Source organism: Gaetbulibacter aquiaggeris (genome assembly GCF_044003965.1).
Taxonomy (GTDB): Bacteria; Bacteroidota; Bacteroidia; order Flavobacteriales; family Flavobacteriaceae; genus Yeosuana; species Yeosuana aquiaggeris.
Window position 1 is genome coordinate 320,138 of sequence record NZ_JBAWKC010000004.1, and the last position, 17,857, is coordinate 337,994.

16 protein-coding genes are annotated in these 17,857 nt (G+C 34.9%); 10 read left to right on the forward strand and 6 right to left on the reverse strand.

What is annotated here, in order from left to right; translation table 11 throughout:
* Positions 1-11: 11 nt before the first annotated feature.
* The 3 genes from V8G56_RS13245 to V8G56_RS13255 all read right to left on the reverse strand — a co-directional run bounded on the left by V8G56_RS13245 (position 12) and on the right by V8G56_RS13255 (position 1,657).
* Positions 12-239 (reverse strand): putative signal transducing protein, encoded by a 228-nt coding sequence (locus V8G56_RS13245; RefSeq protein ID WP_395438932.1) that lies wholly within the window; start codon positions 237-239, stop codon positions 12-14.
* A 61-nt stretch (positions 240-300) separates the two neighbouring features.
* Complete coding sequence (locus tag V8G56_RS13250; protein ID WP_395438933.1) at positions 301-723, reverse strand: hypothetical protein; 423 nt, start codon at positions 721-723, stop codon at positions 301-303.
* A 418-nt stretch (positions 724-1,141) separates the two neighbouring features.
* Complete coding sequence (locus tag V8G56_RS13255; protein WP_395438934.1) at positions 1,142-1,657, reverse strand: hypothetical protein; 516 nt, start codon at positions 1,655-1,657, stop codon at positions 1,142-1,144.
* 916 nt (positions 1,658-2,573) lie between these two features.
* Between V8G56_RS13255 and V8G56_RS13260 the strand changes: the two genes are divergently transcribed.
* The 3 genes from V8G56_RS13260 (at position 2,574) to V8G56_RS13270 (ending at position 5,855) form a co-directional block, all read left to right on the forward strand.
* A complete protein-coding gene (locus V8G56_RS13260) occupies positions 2,574-3,692 on the forward strand; it encodes an aldose epimerase family protein (protein WP_395438935.1) in 1,119 nt (372 codons plus the stop codon).
* A gap of 471 nt (positions 3,693-4,163) precedes the next feature.
* On the forward strand, positions 4,164-4,571 hold the full coding sequence (locus V8G56_RS13265; protein WP_395438936.1) for a c-type cytochrome: 408 nt from the start codon (positions 4,164-4,166) through the stop codon (positions 4,569-4,571).
* A gap of 54 nt (positions 4,572-4,625) precedes the next feature.
* Positions 4,626-5,855 carry a glutamyl-tRNA reductase gene (locus tag V8G56_RS13270; protein WP_395438937.1) on the forward strand — a complete coding sequence of 410 codons (1,230 nt, stop codon included), beginning with the start codon at positions 4,626-4,628 and terminating at the stop codon, positions 5,853-5,855.
* Between the two features lie 66 nt (positions 5,856-5,921).
* Here V8G56_RS13270 and V8G56_RS13275 read toward each other — a convergent pair whose 3' ends face one another.
* Positions 5,922-6,527: a DOMON domain-containing protein gene (locus V8G56_RS13275; RefSeq protein ID WP_395438938.1), complete on the reverse strand. Its 606-nt coding sequence runs from the start codon at positions 6,525-6,527 to the stop codon at positions 5,922-5,924.
* 202 nt (positions 6,528-6,729) lie between these two features.
* Between V8G56_RS13275 and V8G56_RS13280 the strand changes: the two genes are divergently transcribed.
* The 7 genes from V8G56_RS13280 to V8G56_RS13310 all read left to right on the forward strand — a co-directional run bounded on the left by V8G56_RS13280 (position 6,730) and on the right by V8G56_RS13310 (position 16,178).
* Positions 6,730-7,752, forward strand: a complete 1,023-nt coding sequence (locus V8G56_RS13280) for a 6-bladed beta-propeller (RefSeq protein WP_395438939.1) — start codon at positions 6,730-6,732, stop codon at positions 7,750-7,752.
* Positions 7,749-9,446 (forward strand): cytochrome c3 family protein, encoded by a 1,698-nt coding sequence (locus V8G56_RS13285; RefSeq protein ID WP_395438940.1) that lies wholly within the window; start codon positions 7,749-7,751, stop codon positions 9,444-9,446. The genes V8G56_RS13280 and V8G56_RS13285 overlap by 4 nt, the downstream gene beginning before the upstream one ends.
* A gap of 884 nt (positions 9,447-10,330) precedes the next feature.
* A complete protein-coding gene (locus V8G56_RS13290) occupies positions 10,331-10,942 on the forward strand; it encodes a cytochrome c3 family protein (RefSeq protein ID WP_395438941.1) in 612 nt (203 codons plus the stop codon).
* 199 nt (positions 10,943-11,141) lie between these two features.
* The gene (locus V8G56_RS13295; protein WP_395438942.1) at positions 11,142-12,224 is read left to right on the forward strand and encodes a 6-bladed beta-propeller; all 1,083 of its coding nucleotides are present in this window, start codon (positions 11,142-11,144) and stop codon (positions 12,222-12,224) included.
* A gap of 73 nt (positions 12,225-12,297) precedes the next feature.
* Positions 12,298-13,137, forward strand: a complete 840-nt coding sequence (locus tag V8G56_RS13300) for a cytochrome c3 family protein (protein ID WP_395438943.1) — start codon at positions 12,298-12,300, stop codon at positions 13,135-13,137.
* Positions 13,134-15,089: a hypothetical protein gene (locus V8G56_RS13305; RefSeq protein ID WP_395438944.1), complete on the forward strand. Its 1,956-nt coding sequence runs from the start codon at positions 13,134-13,136 to the stop codon at positions 15,087-15,089. Before V8G56_RS13300 ends, V8G56_RS13305 begins: the two co-directional genes overlap by 4 nt.
* A 24-nt stretch (positions 15,090-15,113) precedes the next feature.
* A complete protein-coding gene (locus V8G56_RS13310) occupies positions 15,114-16,178 on the forward strand; it encodes a cytochrome c3 family protein (protein WP_395438945.1) in 1,065 nt (354 codons plus the stop codon).
* Positions 16,179-16,295: 117 nt separating this feature from the next.
* Here the strand turns inward: V8G56_RS13310 and V8G56_RS13315 are convergent, their stop codons facing one another.
* Together V8G56_RS13315 and V8G56_RS13320 are read right to left on the reverse strand one after the other, a co-directional pair.
* A complete protein-coding gene (locus tag V8G56_RS13315) occupies positions 16,296-17,009 on the reverse strand; it encodes a hypothetical protein (RefSeq protein WP_395438946.1) in 714 nt (237 codons plus the stop codon).
* A 16-nt stretch (positions 17,010-17,025) separates the two neighbouring features.
* Positions 17,026-17,763 carry a hypothetical protein gene (locus tag V8G56_RS13320; RefSeq protein WP_395438947.1) on the reverse strand — a complete coding sequence of 246 codons (738 nt, stop codon included), beginning with the start codon at positions 17,761-17,763 and terminating at the stop codon, positions 17,026-17,028.
* Positions 17,764-17,857: the final 94 nt, after the last annotated feature.

Genomic DNA, 17,857 nt, shown 5'->3' on the forward strand with positions numbered 1-17,857 from the left:
ATTTGTAATATCTAAAAGGCATTTTCTTTATTAAATTCCTCTATCATCTTTTGAGCACTTTCATAGTCAGAATTGTACACATATAATTCCACGTCATTTTGTGTGGTTCCAAAACCAGCCAATCTAGCAGATTCAACGTTGTCTTTGATAAGTGTTGCGATATTCTTTTGATCTAACAGAAAAGCAATTCGATTAATAATAATTGAACTATTCGTTAATATTTTTACGTGTTTATCCATATTTGTTATTTAAAGTTTTACAACGTTTATATGTAGGAATAATGCCGTTTTGTGTATAGTTTTAATTCTCTTTGCTTTTATCAGTAAATGAATGGGATTCAGCTACATAATATGTTTGAATTTTTATTGATTTAAATTCAATTTCATTTTCACTTACAACGTTATATTCGTAAATATCTGTTTTATAACCATTGCAGTGCTCATAAAAAAAACCTTGTTTTGTCCACCAATGACCTTCTTCAGTTCTTTCAGAGGTATAATCAGGATAATGGGTCTTGAAATTGATAATATAGGTCCCATCTTGATTTCTAATCATTTCCCATTCACGTTTTGTAGCTTTATTTTGAACTCCTATTTCTGAACCGACCCAAGTACCAACTAAAGATTTGTCAATATGCTTTAATTGCCGCTTACTTAATTTAGAGCTCGTCATACAAGAACTCATAAAGAGGGTAAATATTAGAATAATTAATCTAATTTTCATCGGTCTTATTTTGTTTTTTTGTTTCAACTACTAACAAAAATAGAATATATCAGCACTTTAACACTAATATATTAAATATTTTAAAGGTACAAAAACTCTTACCAGGTCATACATCAAGGACAAATAGGAAATAACGAAAGCACAACAGCATTATCTTTGGAAGGTTTGTGAGATCATTTTGAAAATTATAAAAACACCAAATAGAACACGTTGATAGGCTATTGACCTGAAAAGAGATGTTTATTTGAGTGTTAGTTAATTATTAGTACAGAACCTCTAAATTCTTATAAGTATATTGAACTTGTCTACGCTCTTCTATCAGAGCCTTGAGCGAAAGCTACACAAAACAAAAGCGACAGGCATATTTATTCTTTATCAAAGTATTTTTCTTCTTTTTATTATTTTTTAAGTAATTCAGTTATTCTGATCTAACTAAACTCAAAAATTCATAATTGTTATTGAATGTTACCTGCCAATCACTTATTGTTTTATAACCACTTCTTGACATAGAATATCCTCTGACAAAAAAATAAAAAGATACTATAGAGTCTTTTGGAGTGCCAATAATAGATTTCCTTATTGAATCAAATTTCATTGCTTCACTTTTAAATTGTTCTGCTCTTTTTATATGCACTTTGGCTTGGGCTAGTTTTGCTCCTGCTAAAGAGTCATTATATTTCTCGTACATTTCTTTACTTTTATTTAGTGATTCAAAGTACTGTAATGTCTTTTCTGCCAAATCGCTATTACTTTGAATTGTAGTTAGATATAAATCAGATAATTTAAGAGTGTCCCTATCTATTTTTATTAACTCAAATGAATTTGGATCTGCTAACTCCTCCTTTATCTTCTCAATAGCTAACTCTTCATAATTTGGAGTTTTTTCACAACCAATAATTAAAAAAAATGTAAATACAATAACTATCTTTTTCATAATTTAATTTATTCTTTATCGAAATATTTACTTCACTTCTTATTGTTTTTTCTGCAATTCGTTTAAAATATCTTTCAGCACTATATCTATTTTGTTTTGCTTTTCTACAATCTTATTAAGATTAAAATACCATAATACTACAGAACGAAAGATAAGAAAGATTGTTAAGAATGCTACAAAAAGAATTATTAGTGCCAAGGGTAAGCAAATGTTGATGCATCATTCATATTAAATATTTTAAAGTTAGTATTTAAAAATACAATTATGATTGTAGGTATTAAATGATTTTCGTTAGGTTAAGAATTGTAAGTATAGAGCAAAAAAAAAGAGAATCATCCTAAGCAGAACAATTCTCTTTATAGCTATTAACCAACCACAGTGAATAACACTACAAATAAAGGTGAATTCTATTGATTAGAGCACAACTTATAATATCTTGTGCTTATATGCTTATCGATATATCTTATTTTATTTTTCTTACATTAAATTACTCAAATTGAGTATTGTAAATTTCACTCTTAATGGCTAATATTGTAATGCTATCAACCAACCAACCGTTAATAACTTGATTATGTCTAACAGGAAGAAATTCCTTTTAGGCATATTTTTTTGCTTTTTATTGATCTAAAATAGCGTAAAACTTCATGTAATTATTATACTAACTATAATTAAATCAGATATTGATATATTGTAGATGTTAGGCGTGTTAAAACAAGTTGATTTCGTAGTTCTGACAAGGCTTTAGTGTGTTTTGGCAGTATGCTTAAGCCGCCCATCGAGCGTAAACGTTCCAAAACAATAGTTATTGTAATTTGATTATGTTCTATTTGTCTTTTAATTTATTTGTGAATAAATTCACATAATATAAAACCCAGAACGAAACTCCACATAGCAGGCGTTAGAACCAATAAAATAGATGAGTAAAATATATGTTTCTATAATAATAATGGTAATAAGTTTTTCCTGCAGCAGGAAACAACCAGAATTAAAATTAATTGACAAGCAAAACTTTTCAAGAGTAATTGAAAACAAAAAGGTTAATTTGTTTACTTTAAAAAATAAATGCGGGCTTACTGCTCAAATCACCAATTATGGTGGTCGTATAGTGAGTTTGTGGATACCTGATAAGAATGGTAACTTTGATGATATTGTATTAGGTTATGAAACCTTGGAACCCTATTTAAAACCAAAAGGACGGTATTTTGGTGCCTTGATAGGACGTTATGCCAATCGCATTGCCAAAGGGAGGTTTACCCTTAATGATAGTATCTACACCTTAACTGTTAACAATGGTGCCAATCATTTACATGGTGGAAAAAACGGGTTTCATAATGTAGTTTGGAATGCCAATCAATTATCAGATTCAGAATTAAAATTAGAATATCTTTCTAAAGATGGTGATGATGGCTATCCAGGTAATCTAAATGTTACGGTTATTTATAAACTAACCGATACCAATGAGTTAGAAATCAACTATACAGCAACTACTGATAAGTCAACTCATGTTAACCTTACTAATCATTCATTTTTTAATTTGTGTGGTGCTGGCAAAGGCAGTATTAATGATCATTTATTACAAATTAATGCAGCATACTACACTCCGATAGATGAAGAACAAATTCCAACAGGAAAACATAAAGAAGTTAAAAATACAGCATTTGATTTTACTGCACTTAAACCAATAGGAAAAGATATAGATGCCAATAGCCAACAATTAAAATTTGGCTCTGGATACGATCATAACTATGTTTTGGATGGTTCAGGATTAAGAGTGGCAGCAAAAGTAATTGAACCGAAATCGGGTCGAATAATGGAAGTCATTACAGATGAACCAGGGTTGCAGTTCTATGGAGGTAACTTTTTAGGTGGAAAAAATATTGGGAAAGGAAATTTATCTTATGAATATAGAACTGCCTTTTGTTTAGAAACACAACATTTTCCAGACAGTCCAAATCAAACAAGTTTCCCTTCAACTATATTAAACCCTGATGATGAATACAATTCTACCTGTATTTATAAATTTACCATCAAATGATAAAAAAAAGAATTATAGATACAGTTTTCAAATTAAAAAAGTTCAAACCGCCGATATCAATCAACTGCTTCTAAAAATATCCAGTGTTAATAAGAGTTTTGGAGCATCATAGGGTTCAAACCTATAACAGATTTTATAGGCCATAGTTAAGTTTTAATGCTTCGAAAATATTTTGGTGAAACAATAGCGAAATGTCAATTTTTCATTACCACCTCAGATATAGTTTTTTTTAAATATTTATAAAAAATATTACAAAACAATTAATTCTTCTTAATTATTAGGAACTATATCAGATTTTTAAGTCAGACTTTATTTATATGATTTGCAAATATTCCAGTAAAATAATATCGTCATGTCAATACTATGTAACATTTGTTACTAAACCTGACTTTTGTCATAAAATATTTCGTTTATAGATATTACATTTAGCAAATTTAACTATTTCAACAACAACTTTAACTAAACAATAAAATGAGCAAATTATTTGTAATTATATCGGCTATATTCGTTGGGAACTTAGTTTTTTTATCAACGACTATATTAAAGAATAGCGTCCAAGATCCTTGGGAAGTACCAGCTAAATACCAAAAATTAGAAAACCCTTTTGCGTCTGACGCAGATGCAGAAAATATTGGTAAAACATTATATAATAAACATTGTAAATCTTGTCATGGTAGTGAAGGTAAAGGTGATGGTCCAAAAGCAGAAGGCTTAGATACTCCCACTGGTGACTTCACCGAAGCTTCTTTTAAAGAACAAACTGATGGTGCTTTGTACTATAAAACTATTTTTGGAAGAGACGATATGCCAAGTTTTGAAACGAAAATTACAGAAGAAAAAGATCGTTGGTTACTTATTAATTATTTAAAGAGACTTTAAGGCATAATTTTTAATTTTTAATAAATTAACAACTAAACCTTTTAATTATTTTTAATGAAAAAATTCTTACGTTATATAAGTATTTCACATATAACAGCCACGGTTACCCAAAGAGCACATTACCAGTTTTCAAATGAACAAATAAGTGGTTTTGTAAACGTCCTGCGAAAAGAATTTAATGATCTTTCAGGTATCATTGTTTTGGCTACATGTAACAGAACCGAACTCTATTTTGAGTCTGTTAATACTTCAGCAAGCGCAATTAGAGACTTTTTATTAACATTTAAAGGCCATCAAGAATCAAGCTTTGGCAAAAATCTATTCTATTTAAGCGATGATACCGAAACCACTGTGAACCATTTACTGGAAGTATCAGCAGGATTAGAGTCTTCTGTACTGGGTGATGCAGAGATCATTCATCAAATTAAAAAAGCGCATCAATTTGCAGTAGCCCATCATATGCAGGGTTCCTTATTGGAACGTGCCATACAAGCGGTTTTTAAATGCCATAAGCGTATTAGTAATGAAACGCAGTTTAGAGATGGTACCACCTCTTTAGCCTATAAATCTCTGAAAATTGCAAGAGATGCCTTTGAAAAATCAACGGTAAAAAACAAACGTATTTTGTTTGTTGGGGCCGGCGATATTGTACAACAATTGTTTAAGTATAACTCTAAATTCAATTTCAAAAATATATACATCACTAACCGAACAGCCCAAAAAGCCATAGACCTATCTATAAAACACCACTGTAAAGTATATGACTGGAATAAGGTTCTGGAAAACAAACTAGGTGATTTTGATGTGATCATCAGTGCGGTAAGTAATTACCAGCATCTTATTAAAACAATACCTGCTACCAAACAAAAAGTGCTACTTATAGATCTAACTGTACAAGGCAGTATTGACAGAGCATTGGCGCATCTTGAACATATTAAATTTTATGATCTAGATACGATCTCTGAAAATCTTAAAGAAGCCAAAGAAAAACGGTTTTTGGCAATTGATCAAGTGAGTGAAATTATAGCTGATGAGCTATCAGAATATTGCACCTGGTTACATGAAGCACCTTTAAGAGAGGTATTGCACCAATATAAAATAGCCATAACCAAAGAGGTTAATTTATATTTTGAAGCCGATAAAGAAGCAGAAGAAATTAAGGATATTACCAATCAGGTTATGCGAAAATTAATGAGCAACCCCGAAGATCTGATATCATGTTCAAAACCAGATAAACTTATTGCTGAACAAGTTTCTAAATTCTGTGTTGGATATTTTATTTAAAATCTTACTCTTACCCAACCGGAAAGAAGAGGGTGATCAATAGATCACCTTCTTTTTGATTAATTATTAAAACTCAATAAGGCCCCAGGTCAATGGATCTCCAATAAACGCAGCATCTGGCCAGTAAACCTGTTGTTCCAAAGGATCACTTAATTTAAAGGCTATTTTTAATTGCTCACCTTTTTTAGGAGTTATGTTTAGTTTGGAAAAGCTAATCTTAAATTCCATATTGTTGTTACCATTTTTAAAAGGAAAGGTATTGGCTATCCATCCCGTTGGTTCTGTGGTGCAATTGTCCCAATAATAATACTGCCCAATAGCAGAACAATTACCATAGGACGAATGGAACCAGTAACAATGTTCACCCCAGGTAGACTCTTTAGTATTGGTATTGATCAAGACTTCCGCATTAAAATTAATATTTTGCGAATCGGTTAAATTTCTAAAGGCTATATATAAGTTATCCGTATCATATTTTAATAAAACACTCACTTCTCTATCCGTTATTCCTTTTATTAAAATTTCCTGAGCATTGAGCCATTCCTGTTCAGCCAGTTCTCCATCAATAATCACCGGAACATTTTGGCTTTCAATAAGTTTTACAAAATTATTTTGAGCATGGTTTTTAATAAAAAAACAAGACATAATAATAAAACAATATAAAGCCTTCATTCGTTTGAAATTAGAATAACATTTTTTTTAAAATTAAATTATGAGCACAACAAGCTACAAATCTTTAATACTGCAATTTAAAATAATTCAAAATCAATGAATATGACAATTATCAGAGAATTATTTAAAGTATTCCTATAAATTTGTTTAGTTACTGGTATCTGTTCCAAAGTGAATACATATTCAGGAATAACGCTTTTACATGAAGCTATTGTCTAAAACATATGGTACAATCCTGTTTTCAGTGTTACTTCTCTTTGTATTACAAAAGAGTCAGGCACAAGACACCACCTATGTTGATGTCCTTGATTTTTACGCCACCAATACGGTAAGTTGGGTCAATCAAATCCCACATTTAAAAGAAGACCTTAAAAAATCCAACAAAGGCTGGTTCAAACGTTTGCTCCTTGGTAAAAATGAGGTAACCACCTTGCAAAAACCTGTTGATGTCATTGGTTTTGACCACGGAGACTGCATCATTTTCGATCAGGGTAATGGTACCATATTTATTTCTGAAGACAATGATCTGGAAATCCCAAAATTTCTACGAAAAGATGAAACCTATTATCCCTCATTGGTTGGAGCCTGTATTCTAACGGATCAACGGATTTTGTTCACGGATTCTAAACTTAATAAGATTTTTATCTTTTCAGCAGACAGAAAACAAGTGACAGAACTTAACAGCAACTTAGAGCTTACCCAGCCCACCGGTATTGCCTTTAATAACAGTACCAACCAGATCTGGGTGGTAGAAACAGGCGCTCATCGCATATCTATTTTAGATATTACGGGTAAACGCATTAAAACCTTTGGGCAACGCGGGAGCGTACCAGGGGAGTTTAACTACCCTACGTCTATTTGCATTGGCTCTGATGGAAATACCTACATTGTAGATGCGCTAAATTATCGCATTCAGATTTTTGATGCTCACGGCAACTTCATTTTTGAGTTTGGTGAAAATGGCAACGGTACCGGCTTTTTTGCCAGCCCAAAAGGGATTGCGACCGATAGTTATGGTAACATTTATGTGGTAGATGCGCTATTTCATACGGTTCAAATTTTTGACAACAAGGGTAATTACCTGTATAATTTTGGTGCCCAAGGGCGTGACATAAATCAGTTTTGGATGCCTTCAGGTATTTTTATAGACAAAAATAATCACATCTATATTGCAGACAGCTATAATTCAAGAATACAGATATTTGATTTAAACTATATTGAATGAAACGATTGATCCTTTTAATAATTGGTTTAGTTATTTTTCCTTTAAACCCAGTATTGGCACAAGGGAGAGTAGATCAGTCGCGACATAATTTATCTACTTCCGGAAAAGGAAATATCAAATCGTTGGATGATTCCAGAGTGTGTATATTTTGCCATACATCACATTCTGCAAATCCTAAAGCACCCTTGTGGAATCGCAAAAATTCGGGAAGAATATATACCTTATACGACAGCTCTACACTCGATGCCAAACCAGGGCAACCCGATGGTAGTTCCATGCTATGTCTGTCTTGCCATGACGGGACCGTGGCCCTAGGAAATACCTATAAAAACCCGAACAGCATGTCTTTTGCCCATAGTATGACCAAACGGGGTAATCTGGGTACAGATCTGTCTGATGACCATCCTATTTCATTTATATACGATGCCTCACTGGCGGCAACCGATGGGCAACTTAAAGACCCGGTAACTTTGGATCGCGATATTCTGGATAGTAACAGCAAACTGCAATGTACCTCCTGCCACGATCCTCATAAAGATATGGAAGGTAATTTTTTAAAGCATACCAATGAGTTTTCCGAGCTCTGTTTTACCTGCCATGATACCAATTATTGGGGTAACAGCAGCCATAATACTGCTACGGTTAGCTGGAATGGCATTGCGCCAAACCCATGGTCACATATGGATGCGCCTTATAATACCGTAACACAAAATGGATGTTCTAATTGCCATGATACCCACAATGCCAATGGTAAAGAACGCTTACTCAAACGGGAAGCCGAAGAGGATAACTGTCTTGATTGTCATAATGGGAATACCGCTAAAACCAATATACAGGCAGATTTAACCAAACCCTACCGTCATGATGTATATGCCTATACCGGTATTCATGATCCTGTGGAGTCCAATTTGAACAAAACCAAGCATGTGGAATGCGTGGATTGTCACAATGCCCATGCTACCAATGAATTATTGGCCCAGGCACCTTTTGTAAGTGGAGCCAATGCCAGTGTTAATGGCATTAGCCAGTCGGGTATGGAAATATATCCCGCTGTAAACGAATATGAGATCTGTTTTAAATGTCATGCTGATAATCCTGTAACACCGCAACATACCCAACGTTACTTGGGCTCAGCAAATACACGTTTGGATTTCGATCCAAACAACATTTCTATGCATCCGGTTATACAGGAAGGCAATAACCCAAACCCAAGAGGTTTAATAGCACCTTACAATAGTAACAGTAAAATTTATTGTTCGTCCTGTCATGCCAGTGATGGAAAAAACGCACCCGCAGGACCCCATGGCTCCATATACCCCAGAATTTTAAAGGCCAATTACAATACCGAACGAACCCCGCTATTGGGTAAAAGCTGGCCATCACTCATACAGGCTAATTTCACCTTATGTTTTGAGTGTCACGAAATCAATAGTGTCACCAATATCCATACCCAAATGAGTGAAGGTCATTTTATGGAAACCATAGGTTGTAATGCCTGCCATGATCCCCATGGTTATGAAGGCGGTACCTTGAGCGAAAACGCCTATGGCATTAATTTTGACCAAAGCGTCATACAGCCCAACCCTTTAAATGGCCGTATGATCGACCTCGACCAGAAAAAGTGTTTTATGACCTGTCACGACCCTCATGGTGTGGTCAATTATACCCATAGCGCCGAGGGCGATGATTATTAATTGAACTGTCATTGAGAGCCTGAGTTTATACTGAGCGTAGACGAAGTATGGCAATCTGCCTATCGTTAAACGTCATCGCGAGCCCTTTTGGGTGAAGCAATCTTATGAAAAGAACCGTCATTGCGAGCGAGGCGAAGCAATCTCACAAAACGGAACTCCAAATAAACAGACTGCCACGTCGCTGTACTCCTCGCAGTGACGTTATTGGTCATTGCGAGCCCTTTAGGGTGAAGCAATCTTATGAAAAGAACCGTCATTGCGAGCCCTTGAAAAAGGGCATGGCAATCTCATGAATCAGAACACCCCATTATACAGACTGCCACGTCGCTGTACTCCTCGCAGTGACGGAAAGGAACCGTCATTGCGAGCCCTGGAATAGGGCGTGGCAATCTCATGAATCAAATCTCCAAACAGACTACGCCCCTTTTGGCACCTCAACTTAACAGTTTTTTATCTCTTTTATACATTAATTTTACAACCTAACAAGTTGATTATAATTACAAAAAAACTTTTTACCTAAATTAACTTTTTCCAAAACTTTTGGGCCAACTAAAAGAATTCACCCATTTTTTGGCTTAATTAAATTCATTATAAATAATGCAATTGACTGCATATCAATGCTTTATGATTTTCATAAAAAAAAGTGTCGCCATAAATAAAAAAAATGTCGCTAAAAGGTCCGCTTTCTAACCGTGTATTATATTGTTTTTCAACATGTTATATTTTTACACAACTAATTATAACAAAATATAATCATATATAAAAAAGCTAACAAATGTCATGTTTTTTTTAGAGACATCTTGTTATTTTTATAAACAATTAATAAACAATTAATTAACCATTTTTTAATCTATATATAATCAACAATCTTAAATTTAAGTATTATGAAAACAACAAAAAATTTATTAACTCTTGCTTTTGCAATGTTCGCGACATTTGCATTTGCTCAATCAGTTGTTGGAACTGCACATGATTTATCAGGTGCAACTTGGAATACTGGTACTGATGAAGTCTGTATCACTTGCCATACCCCACACAATGCTATATCAGCAAACGGACCATTATGGAACCATACTGAATCAGTAGCAGATTACACTTTATATTCAAGCACAGTATCTTCTACTTTTGATTCTGACGCTACTATAACACAGCCAGCGGGCACATCTAAATTATGTTTAGGATGTCATGATGGTACAGTGGACTTAGCAAATTATGGTCAAACTACTGATGCAACTGGAAACGCCATAACTGGTACTGCACTTCTAGGCACAAATCTAACAACTCATCATCCTGTGTCTTTTACCTATAATACTGCTTTATTTACTGCTGATGGTGGATTATATGACCCTGCTGTAACAACTGCAGTTTCAACTTTATTATTTGGCGATAATGTAGAATGTGCTTCTTGCCATAATGCTCATGATGATACAAATGGTGCTTTTTTAGTAATGAGTAATTCTGCAAGTGCCCTATGTTTAACTTGTCATAACAAATAATTACATCTTATTAATTAATAAAAAAAAGGCAAATGGTATTTGCCTTTTTTTTATGCTTTATAGACTTTAAAATTAAACGTTGGTAGACGCTTATTACAGGCAAAAAGTTGATATATATCATACTTTTCCAGATAGGGAATAAATACCTTTACAGTTAAGCATCACTGCGTAATCTTCGAGCGCTCATTAAATTATAAGTATGAAAACTAAACTGATTTTTTTTAAATATTGTCTATTAGGGACGTGTATGTATATTTTCGCATTCTCATGTGCACCAAAAATAGCAGATGTTAAGCTAACCCAAACCAAACCCATATTTTACCCTCAGGAACCTGATACGGCTCGTGTACAGTTTTTAAGAGCATTTAGCAAATCGACCGATATTGAAGCGGTACAGTCAGCATTTAAATCTTCCATTGTGGGCGAACAAACAGTTTTAAAAGTTGAAAAACCCTATGGTATTGCTACTGGTAAGGGTAAAATTTATATTTGCGATTTGGGTAACAATACCATAGACATAATTGATCTGGAAGCTAAAAGTTTTAAAGTGCTACAGCCAGAACTAAAAAAAGGGGTGGCCCAGGCCATTAACACTGTTGTTGATAGTGAGGGGTTTATCTATCTTGCAAATCCGCTGCAACGTGTGATCTCTGTTTATGATACCGATTTTAATTATATGACAGAATTTGGGAAAGAGGTGAATTACAGGCCTATTGACGTCGCTGTAAAGGGCGATAAAATTTATGTGCCCGATATACAAAATAACCGCGTCAACATCTTTGATAAAACGACTAAAGAATTTTTAAGCTATTTTCCGGACAGTGTGGCCGGTAATGACGACTGGCTCTACTCGCCCACCGCCATAAGCATCTCCAATAACAACATTTACATTACCGATACAGGTGATTTTACGGTAAAAGTCTACTCCCTTAAGGGTGAGTTCTTAAAAAAAATTGGAGCCCTTGGTAAAGGATTTGGCCAATTTACACGGCCCAAAGGGAATGCGGTGGATAAGGAGGACCATGTGTATGTACTGGATGCGGCCTTTGAGAATGCACAGCTTTTTAATAAAGACGGTGACTTATTGATGTTCTTTGGCGGGCCCTATAAAGGTCCTGGCGATATGTATCTGCCTGCACAAATTACCATTGATTATAGCAACACAACCTATTTTGAAGATTTGGTAGATCCGCGCTATACCTTACAGTATTTAATACTGGTGACCAACCAGTATGGCCCTGATAAAGTTTCTGTATATGGAAGAATTGAACTTAAGAAATAGTGACGTATTGAGTAGTGCTGTTATAACATAATAATAGCTGCCATGCTTATAAAAGCATAACCAGGTGTACACCATGATTAAAAATGTATATACCATAGTTTTCAAAGTTCTTGTTTGCACACTCCTTATGATGTCATGCGGCCCTAAAAGCAGTTATAATGTCAAATCATTTTTTTTTGATGGAGTACCAGATCCTTTAAAAGGAAACCAATTAGATATTAAAAATATTGATTCAACCGGATATAAAAAACGGGATAGTATTTTACAAAAAGTAAAAGTAATCTATCATCAACCTTTTCAGGAAAAAAAATGCAATACTTGCCATCAAAAATTCACAAGAGGTCAGACAATGGCTAAAAACAAAGCCTTATGTTACACCTGTCATGATGCCTTTGAAAACCAGTATCAGATCTTACATGGCCCGGTAGCTGTAGGTTATTGTTCGCAGTGCCATAATCCTCACAAATCGAAAAATAGAGCACTTTTATTAAAAAACGATAACGAGTTGTGCTACAACTGTCATAATAAAGAGTATATAGAAGCTACTAATATCCATAAAACCATTGCCGATAAGCAATGCTTAACCTGCCATAATGCACATGGCGGTAGCACGTCTCATTTTTTAAACAAAAACAGTTGTTTTGAATGCCATGACAATTATAATACCAACCACACTTATGTACATGGCCCTGTAGCGGCAGGCTTATGTGCCTCCTGCCATGAGAGTCATAACTCCAAACAAACGCATTTATTAAAAATAACGGGGAATGGGCTGTGTATTGATTGCCATAATCAGAAAGATATAGATAAGAGTACAGCACATACAGAGGCAAGAGCGCAACAATGTACAGACTGCCATAACCCACATGGCAGCAATAAAACGTTTCTTTTAACCAAAACAGATAAGCAGTGAAACCGTTAAGAGTGACCATACTAGGTTTAATGTTTATCTGTAGTACTTATGCACAGAATGTGTATCAGCCTGCCTTCTGGAACCTGATGGACCTTAATGGCAAATTGGAACTATTAGGTACGTATAGAAATACCGGTTCTAAAACAGTGGGTACCGATAATGAAACTGAAAATACATTTTGGTCAGGCAGACTGGATGTGAATGCCAGATCGTATTTCTGGCATCCCAATTTTATCGTCTTAGATGTGGGGGGTACGTACTTTCCTGGTGCCGGGCAAAACAATTCCATTTTACAGCCCGATTATGCTCTGGAATCGGTATCCAGACAATTACGATTGGGCACCGCTATTTTTAGAAAAAAACGATTGAATTTTCGAACATTTTTAAATCTTATGAATTCCTATTCCAATGCTGAAGCTATTAGTGAAACTAAAAATAACAGCTTAGATTTTGGAGGTGAAATCAATTTTAGGAACAAATTTGCACCTTTACACTTAAGATATTTAAATTTTGACAGGCAACAGGAGCAACAGCCCTTTAACCGTACCTTTACAAATAAAGGGGATGAACTTATCCTAACCACAAAAACGTCTTTTAGCGATTTTGATACCCATGATTTAAAATTTTCACAGCGAAGTTTTACTAATGCCCTTTTAGGGGTTTATACTAATGCGTTAAGTACCACAACACTAAATTTAAGCGATCGCATTTATTTTGACAGGAAGAAGGATAAATCACTTAACTCTTATATATCAAATATGGAAACTACAGGGTTCAACCCCTATAAACGCTTTAGTGTAAATGAAAACCTGAGGTATGCTTTGCCATACAATTTAGACTTTGCAGGTATGTTTAACTTTAATAAAATTGATCAAAATAATCAAAAGATTGATAATATCAATTATACCGGGACCTTAAGGCATAAACTCTATGAGAGCTTAAACTCTTATATTGCTTATGAATCCAGAAACACAAAACAAACGGCGTTTAAAGAACTATCAAACTTTTTAAGGGCTGGCTTTATATATACCAAGACACTCCCCTATAAAAGTAAACTTTCCTTATCCTACAATTATGCAATTAATAAACTGGACAGGGATAGTAAACCAATTGACATATCCTATTTTAATGAATCTTTTGTGCTTAACGATGCCGAAGTGACCATCATACCTTACCCCAATGTGCTTGAAGAGACCATCGTGGTAAAAGATATTACGGGAGCCTTAATTTATCAGGAAAACCTGGATTATATTCTCATAAATAACAATAACTTTTATGAAATACAGCGCTTACCAGGAGGGCTGATCCCAAATAACACCCAGGTTTACCTCGATTTTACAAGCCAAAGCCTGGAAAGTTTCAGTTTTACATCAACAAACCATCAGTTTAATTCACAACTCAGTGTCTTTAATAATTTAGTTAATGTGTACTACAGGCATTTTAATATAGATTATAAAGATGTTAATGTCACGAATACCGATATTTTAAATTATACCAATCAAAACCTTATTGGAATACGGCTTCATTATGACGGCATAGAGTTGGGTGCAGAAAAAGACCACTATAATTCTACCATTGTCCCTTATAAACTGAACTCCTATTTTTTAAATATCAATGGCAGACTAAATAATAAGTTGAGCTATGTCATCAATGCCAATGTTAAGGATTATGATATGATTGGTGAGGAAGACAGAACCCAGTTATTTATCAGTGCTTCGGGAAATTTGGCCTATCAGTTCAATCGCACTACCAAATTGATTGCCACAGCGGGTTACAGAAAACAGGAGGGCGTGGGCATTGACCTGGATCTATTTACCTCAAGGGCAGAATTTTCCACCTCATTCAACAAATTAACTATAGCCCTATCGTTAGATCTTTACAGAAGAGAATATTTAATTACTGAAGACTATAATTTTAATGCTATTAACCTTAGAATCACTAGAAATTTTTAACTTTATATATAATTCCTAAAGATTATGAAAACTACAACAACAAACTGCCGGCATGTCAATAAAATACACCTCATAGGAACAACCGTTCTGGCTTTTTTTCTGTTGTTTAGTCTGCCTTTATTGGGTCAGAATGGCAGTACAGACAATTGTACCACAAACTGTCACAAACGCACCATAAAAAAAGACATCTTACACGGGCCTGCGGCTACCGATTGTACCAGTTGCCACGAGCCCAATGGAAAAGAACACCCAGTAGAAGATGTGTCGGCATTTAACTATTTTGCCGAAGGGGCCGACCTCTGTTACTCCTGCCATACAGAGCATAAGGAAGCACACAGCTTAAAATATGTACACAAGCCTGTTAAAAACGGCGAATGTACAACATGCCATGAAGTACATAGTTCCAATAATGAAAAGCTGGTGTTTACTTCAGCTCCTGACATGTGCTTTTTCTGCCATAGTGATATGGATAAAGATAGGGCCACGGCAAAATCGGTACATACCGCATCTTTTGAAGAAGGCGCCTGTTTACAGTGCCATGAGCCACACGCTTCAGCCGAGAAAAAACTATTGGTAGACACTGGCAGGACATTGTGCCTGAACTGCCATAACAAAATACTTAAAAAGGAAGACGGTACGCTCATAGCCAATATTGAAAAGCACCTCAGCCAAAGCAGCTATGAACACAGGGCCCTAAATTCAAAATGTACCTCTTGTCACGATCCGCATTTATCAGCAAGAGAAAAACTATTAACAGAAGACTATACTGCAGGTATCTATGTTAAAGGAATTGAAGATAATTTTGCCTTATGTTTCCAATGTCATGACACCGATCTGTTTAACCTGGAAACCACCAGTACAAGTACGGAATTCAGACAGGGAGATCGTAATTTACACTATGTACACGTCAATAAAGAAAAAGGACGTAATTGTACATCCTGTCATGATATCCATGCGGCCAACAATACCAAGTTAATTGCCACTACGGTTAAATTTGGACGATGGGATATGCCTTTAAATTATATTGAAAATGAGAATGGAGGTACCTGTGCCACAGGTTGCCATAAAGAACAAAGTTATGCCAGATAGTAAAGCAATGGCAATTATAAAGGTTTCAAAATGATATGGTTTTAAAAAGACCGGCTATATATGCCGGTCTTTTTATTTTGATCCTAATAAGTTATTAATGCTTGTTTTTGATTTAAATTATTTAACTAAAACAGCATCTTCCATAATAACCTTATAGAAGTATCCTGCTCCAAAATCTTTATTTATTGCAATAACCCCTTCAAAAACTACCACATCACCTACATTTAGGTTTTCCTGACTGGTAATCATTAAATCGTAAGCCCCATCAAAGGCAGTACCATCCTGAAAATGGATCCAGTTTTTACCCATGATACTGGCAGTGAATTTGGTGACTTCGCCAACAATTTTTACTTTCTTTCCTGCATATTGTTGTGTGTTTTCGAATAAGTTACCAATACGAATTCCACCATCAATAGCATCTATATTTAATTCTAACTGATTAAGAGTGGGTTGTTTGGCGGGTATAACGTCTTCCTTTGGTGCATTCGGGTCGACCATACCTTCCTCAAGGTTTATGGCTTCGGCGCTGGTAATAGCGCCTAAAAAAAGAACAGAATCAAATGTTCTGTTAAGTTCCGTACTATGAAAATCAGGCATCGCCATACCTCCTTTATAATAGTAAACCTCCCCTATACTGGCCTCCATGGTGGGGACAGCAAGCCATGTTTTTTCTTCACCTTCCAGTACATTCAAATAGGTATAAGAAGATACTTGCAGCACTTCCTGAACGATGACCTTTTTTAAACCGGTTTCGGCATGCGGGTCCTGTGCCGTGGCACAAAAGCCAAATAGGGATAGCGTTACAACGAGTACTAATCTTAAAAGTTTCATATGTTTTATTTCAATATTATTTTATAATGCTGGCATTTTCTATAATAATGTTATAGATATAACCTGCGCCAAAATCCTTGTTTAAAGCTACTTTTCCTTCTATGGTAACAACATCTCCAATCTGTACGGTTGCTGTAGTGGTAACGGTAAGATCAAATTCACCATTGTACTCGGTACCATCCTGCATATGCAGCCAGTTAACATTCATGATAGCCGGGTTATATTTGGTAACCTCTCCCCTAAGCCTAACCACCGTATTATTATAAGCTTCTCTGTTTTTAAATAATTCTGCAATACTGATAGTTCCCTCTGAAGAATTAACCTTAACATCCTTTTTATCGATCGTAGGTTTAGCAGCCTCTGTAGTGGCTGATTGCTGATTGGGCACCATAGGTAAAGGATGCGGGTTGGCAGTTAATGGCGATTTTACATCGTCTTCAGTGGCACTTATTTTTTCAATGAAATAAATAGTCTCAAAGGTTTTGTTTAACTCTTTACTCTCAAAATTTTGCATCTCCATGGGTTTACCATAATAATAGGTTTCTCCAACTTTTACATCGGTTGTTGGTGCGGCAATCCATTTTTCAATACCGTCTTCCAAAACGCGTATGTAAGTATATTGATTTACTTGAAGGACTTCTTGTGCAGTAGCTTTATGTATACCCTCAGTATTTGCTGTTTCGGTTTTTGTCTCATTTTTACAGGACACAAGTAATAACAAAATCACAAGTGCTAAACTTAAATAATATTTCATGGCTAATAGGTTTAAATCTCTAGTTTATATAGCAAAAATAGAGTAAATATAGCTATGATAACCTGATAAATATCATTAAAATCAAAAGTGGTTT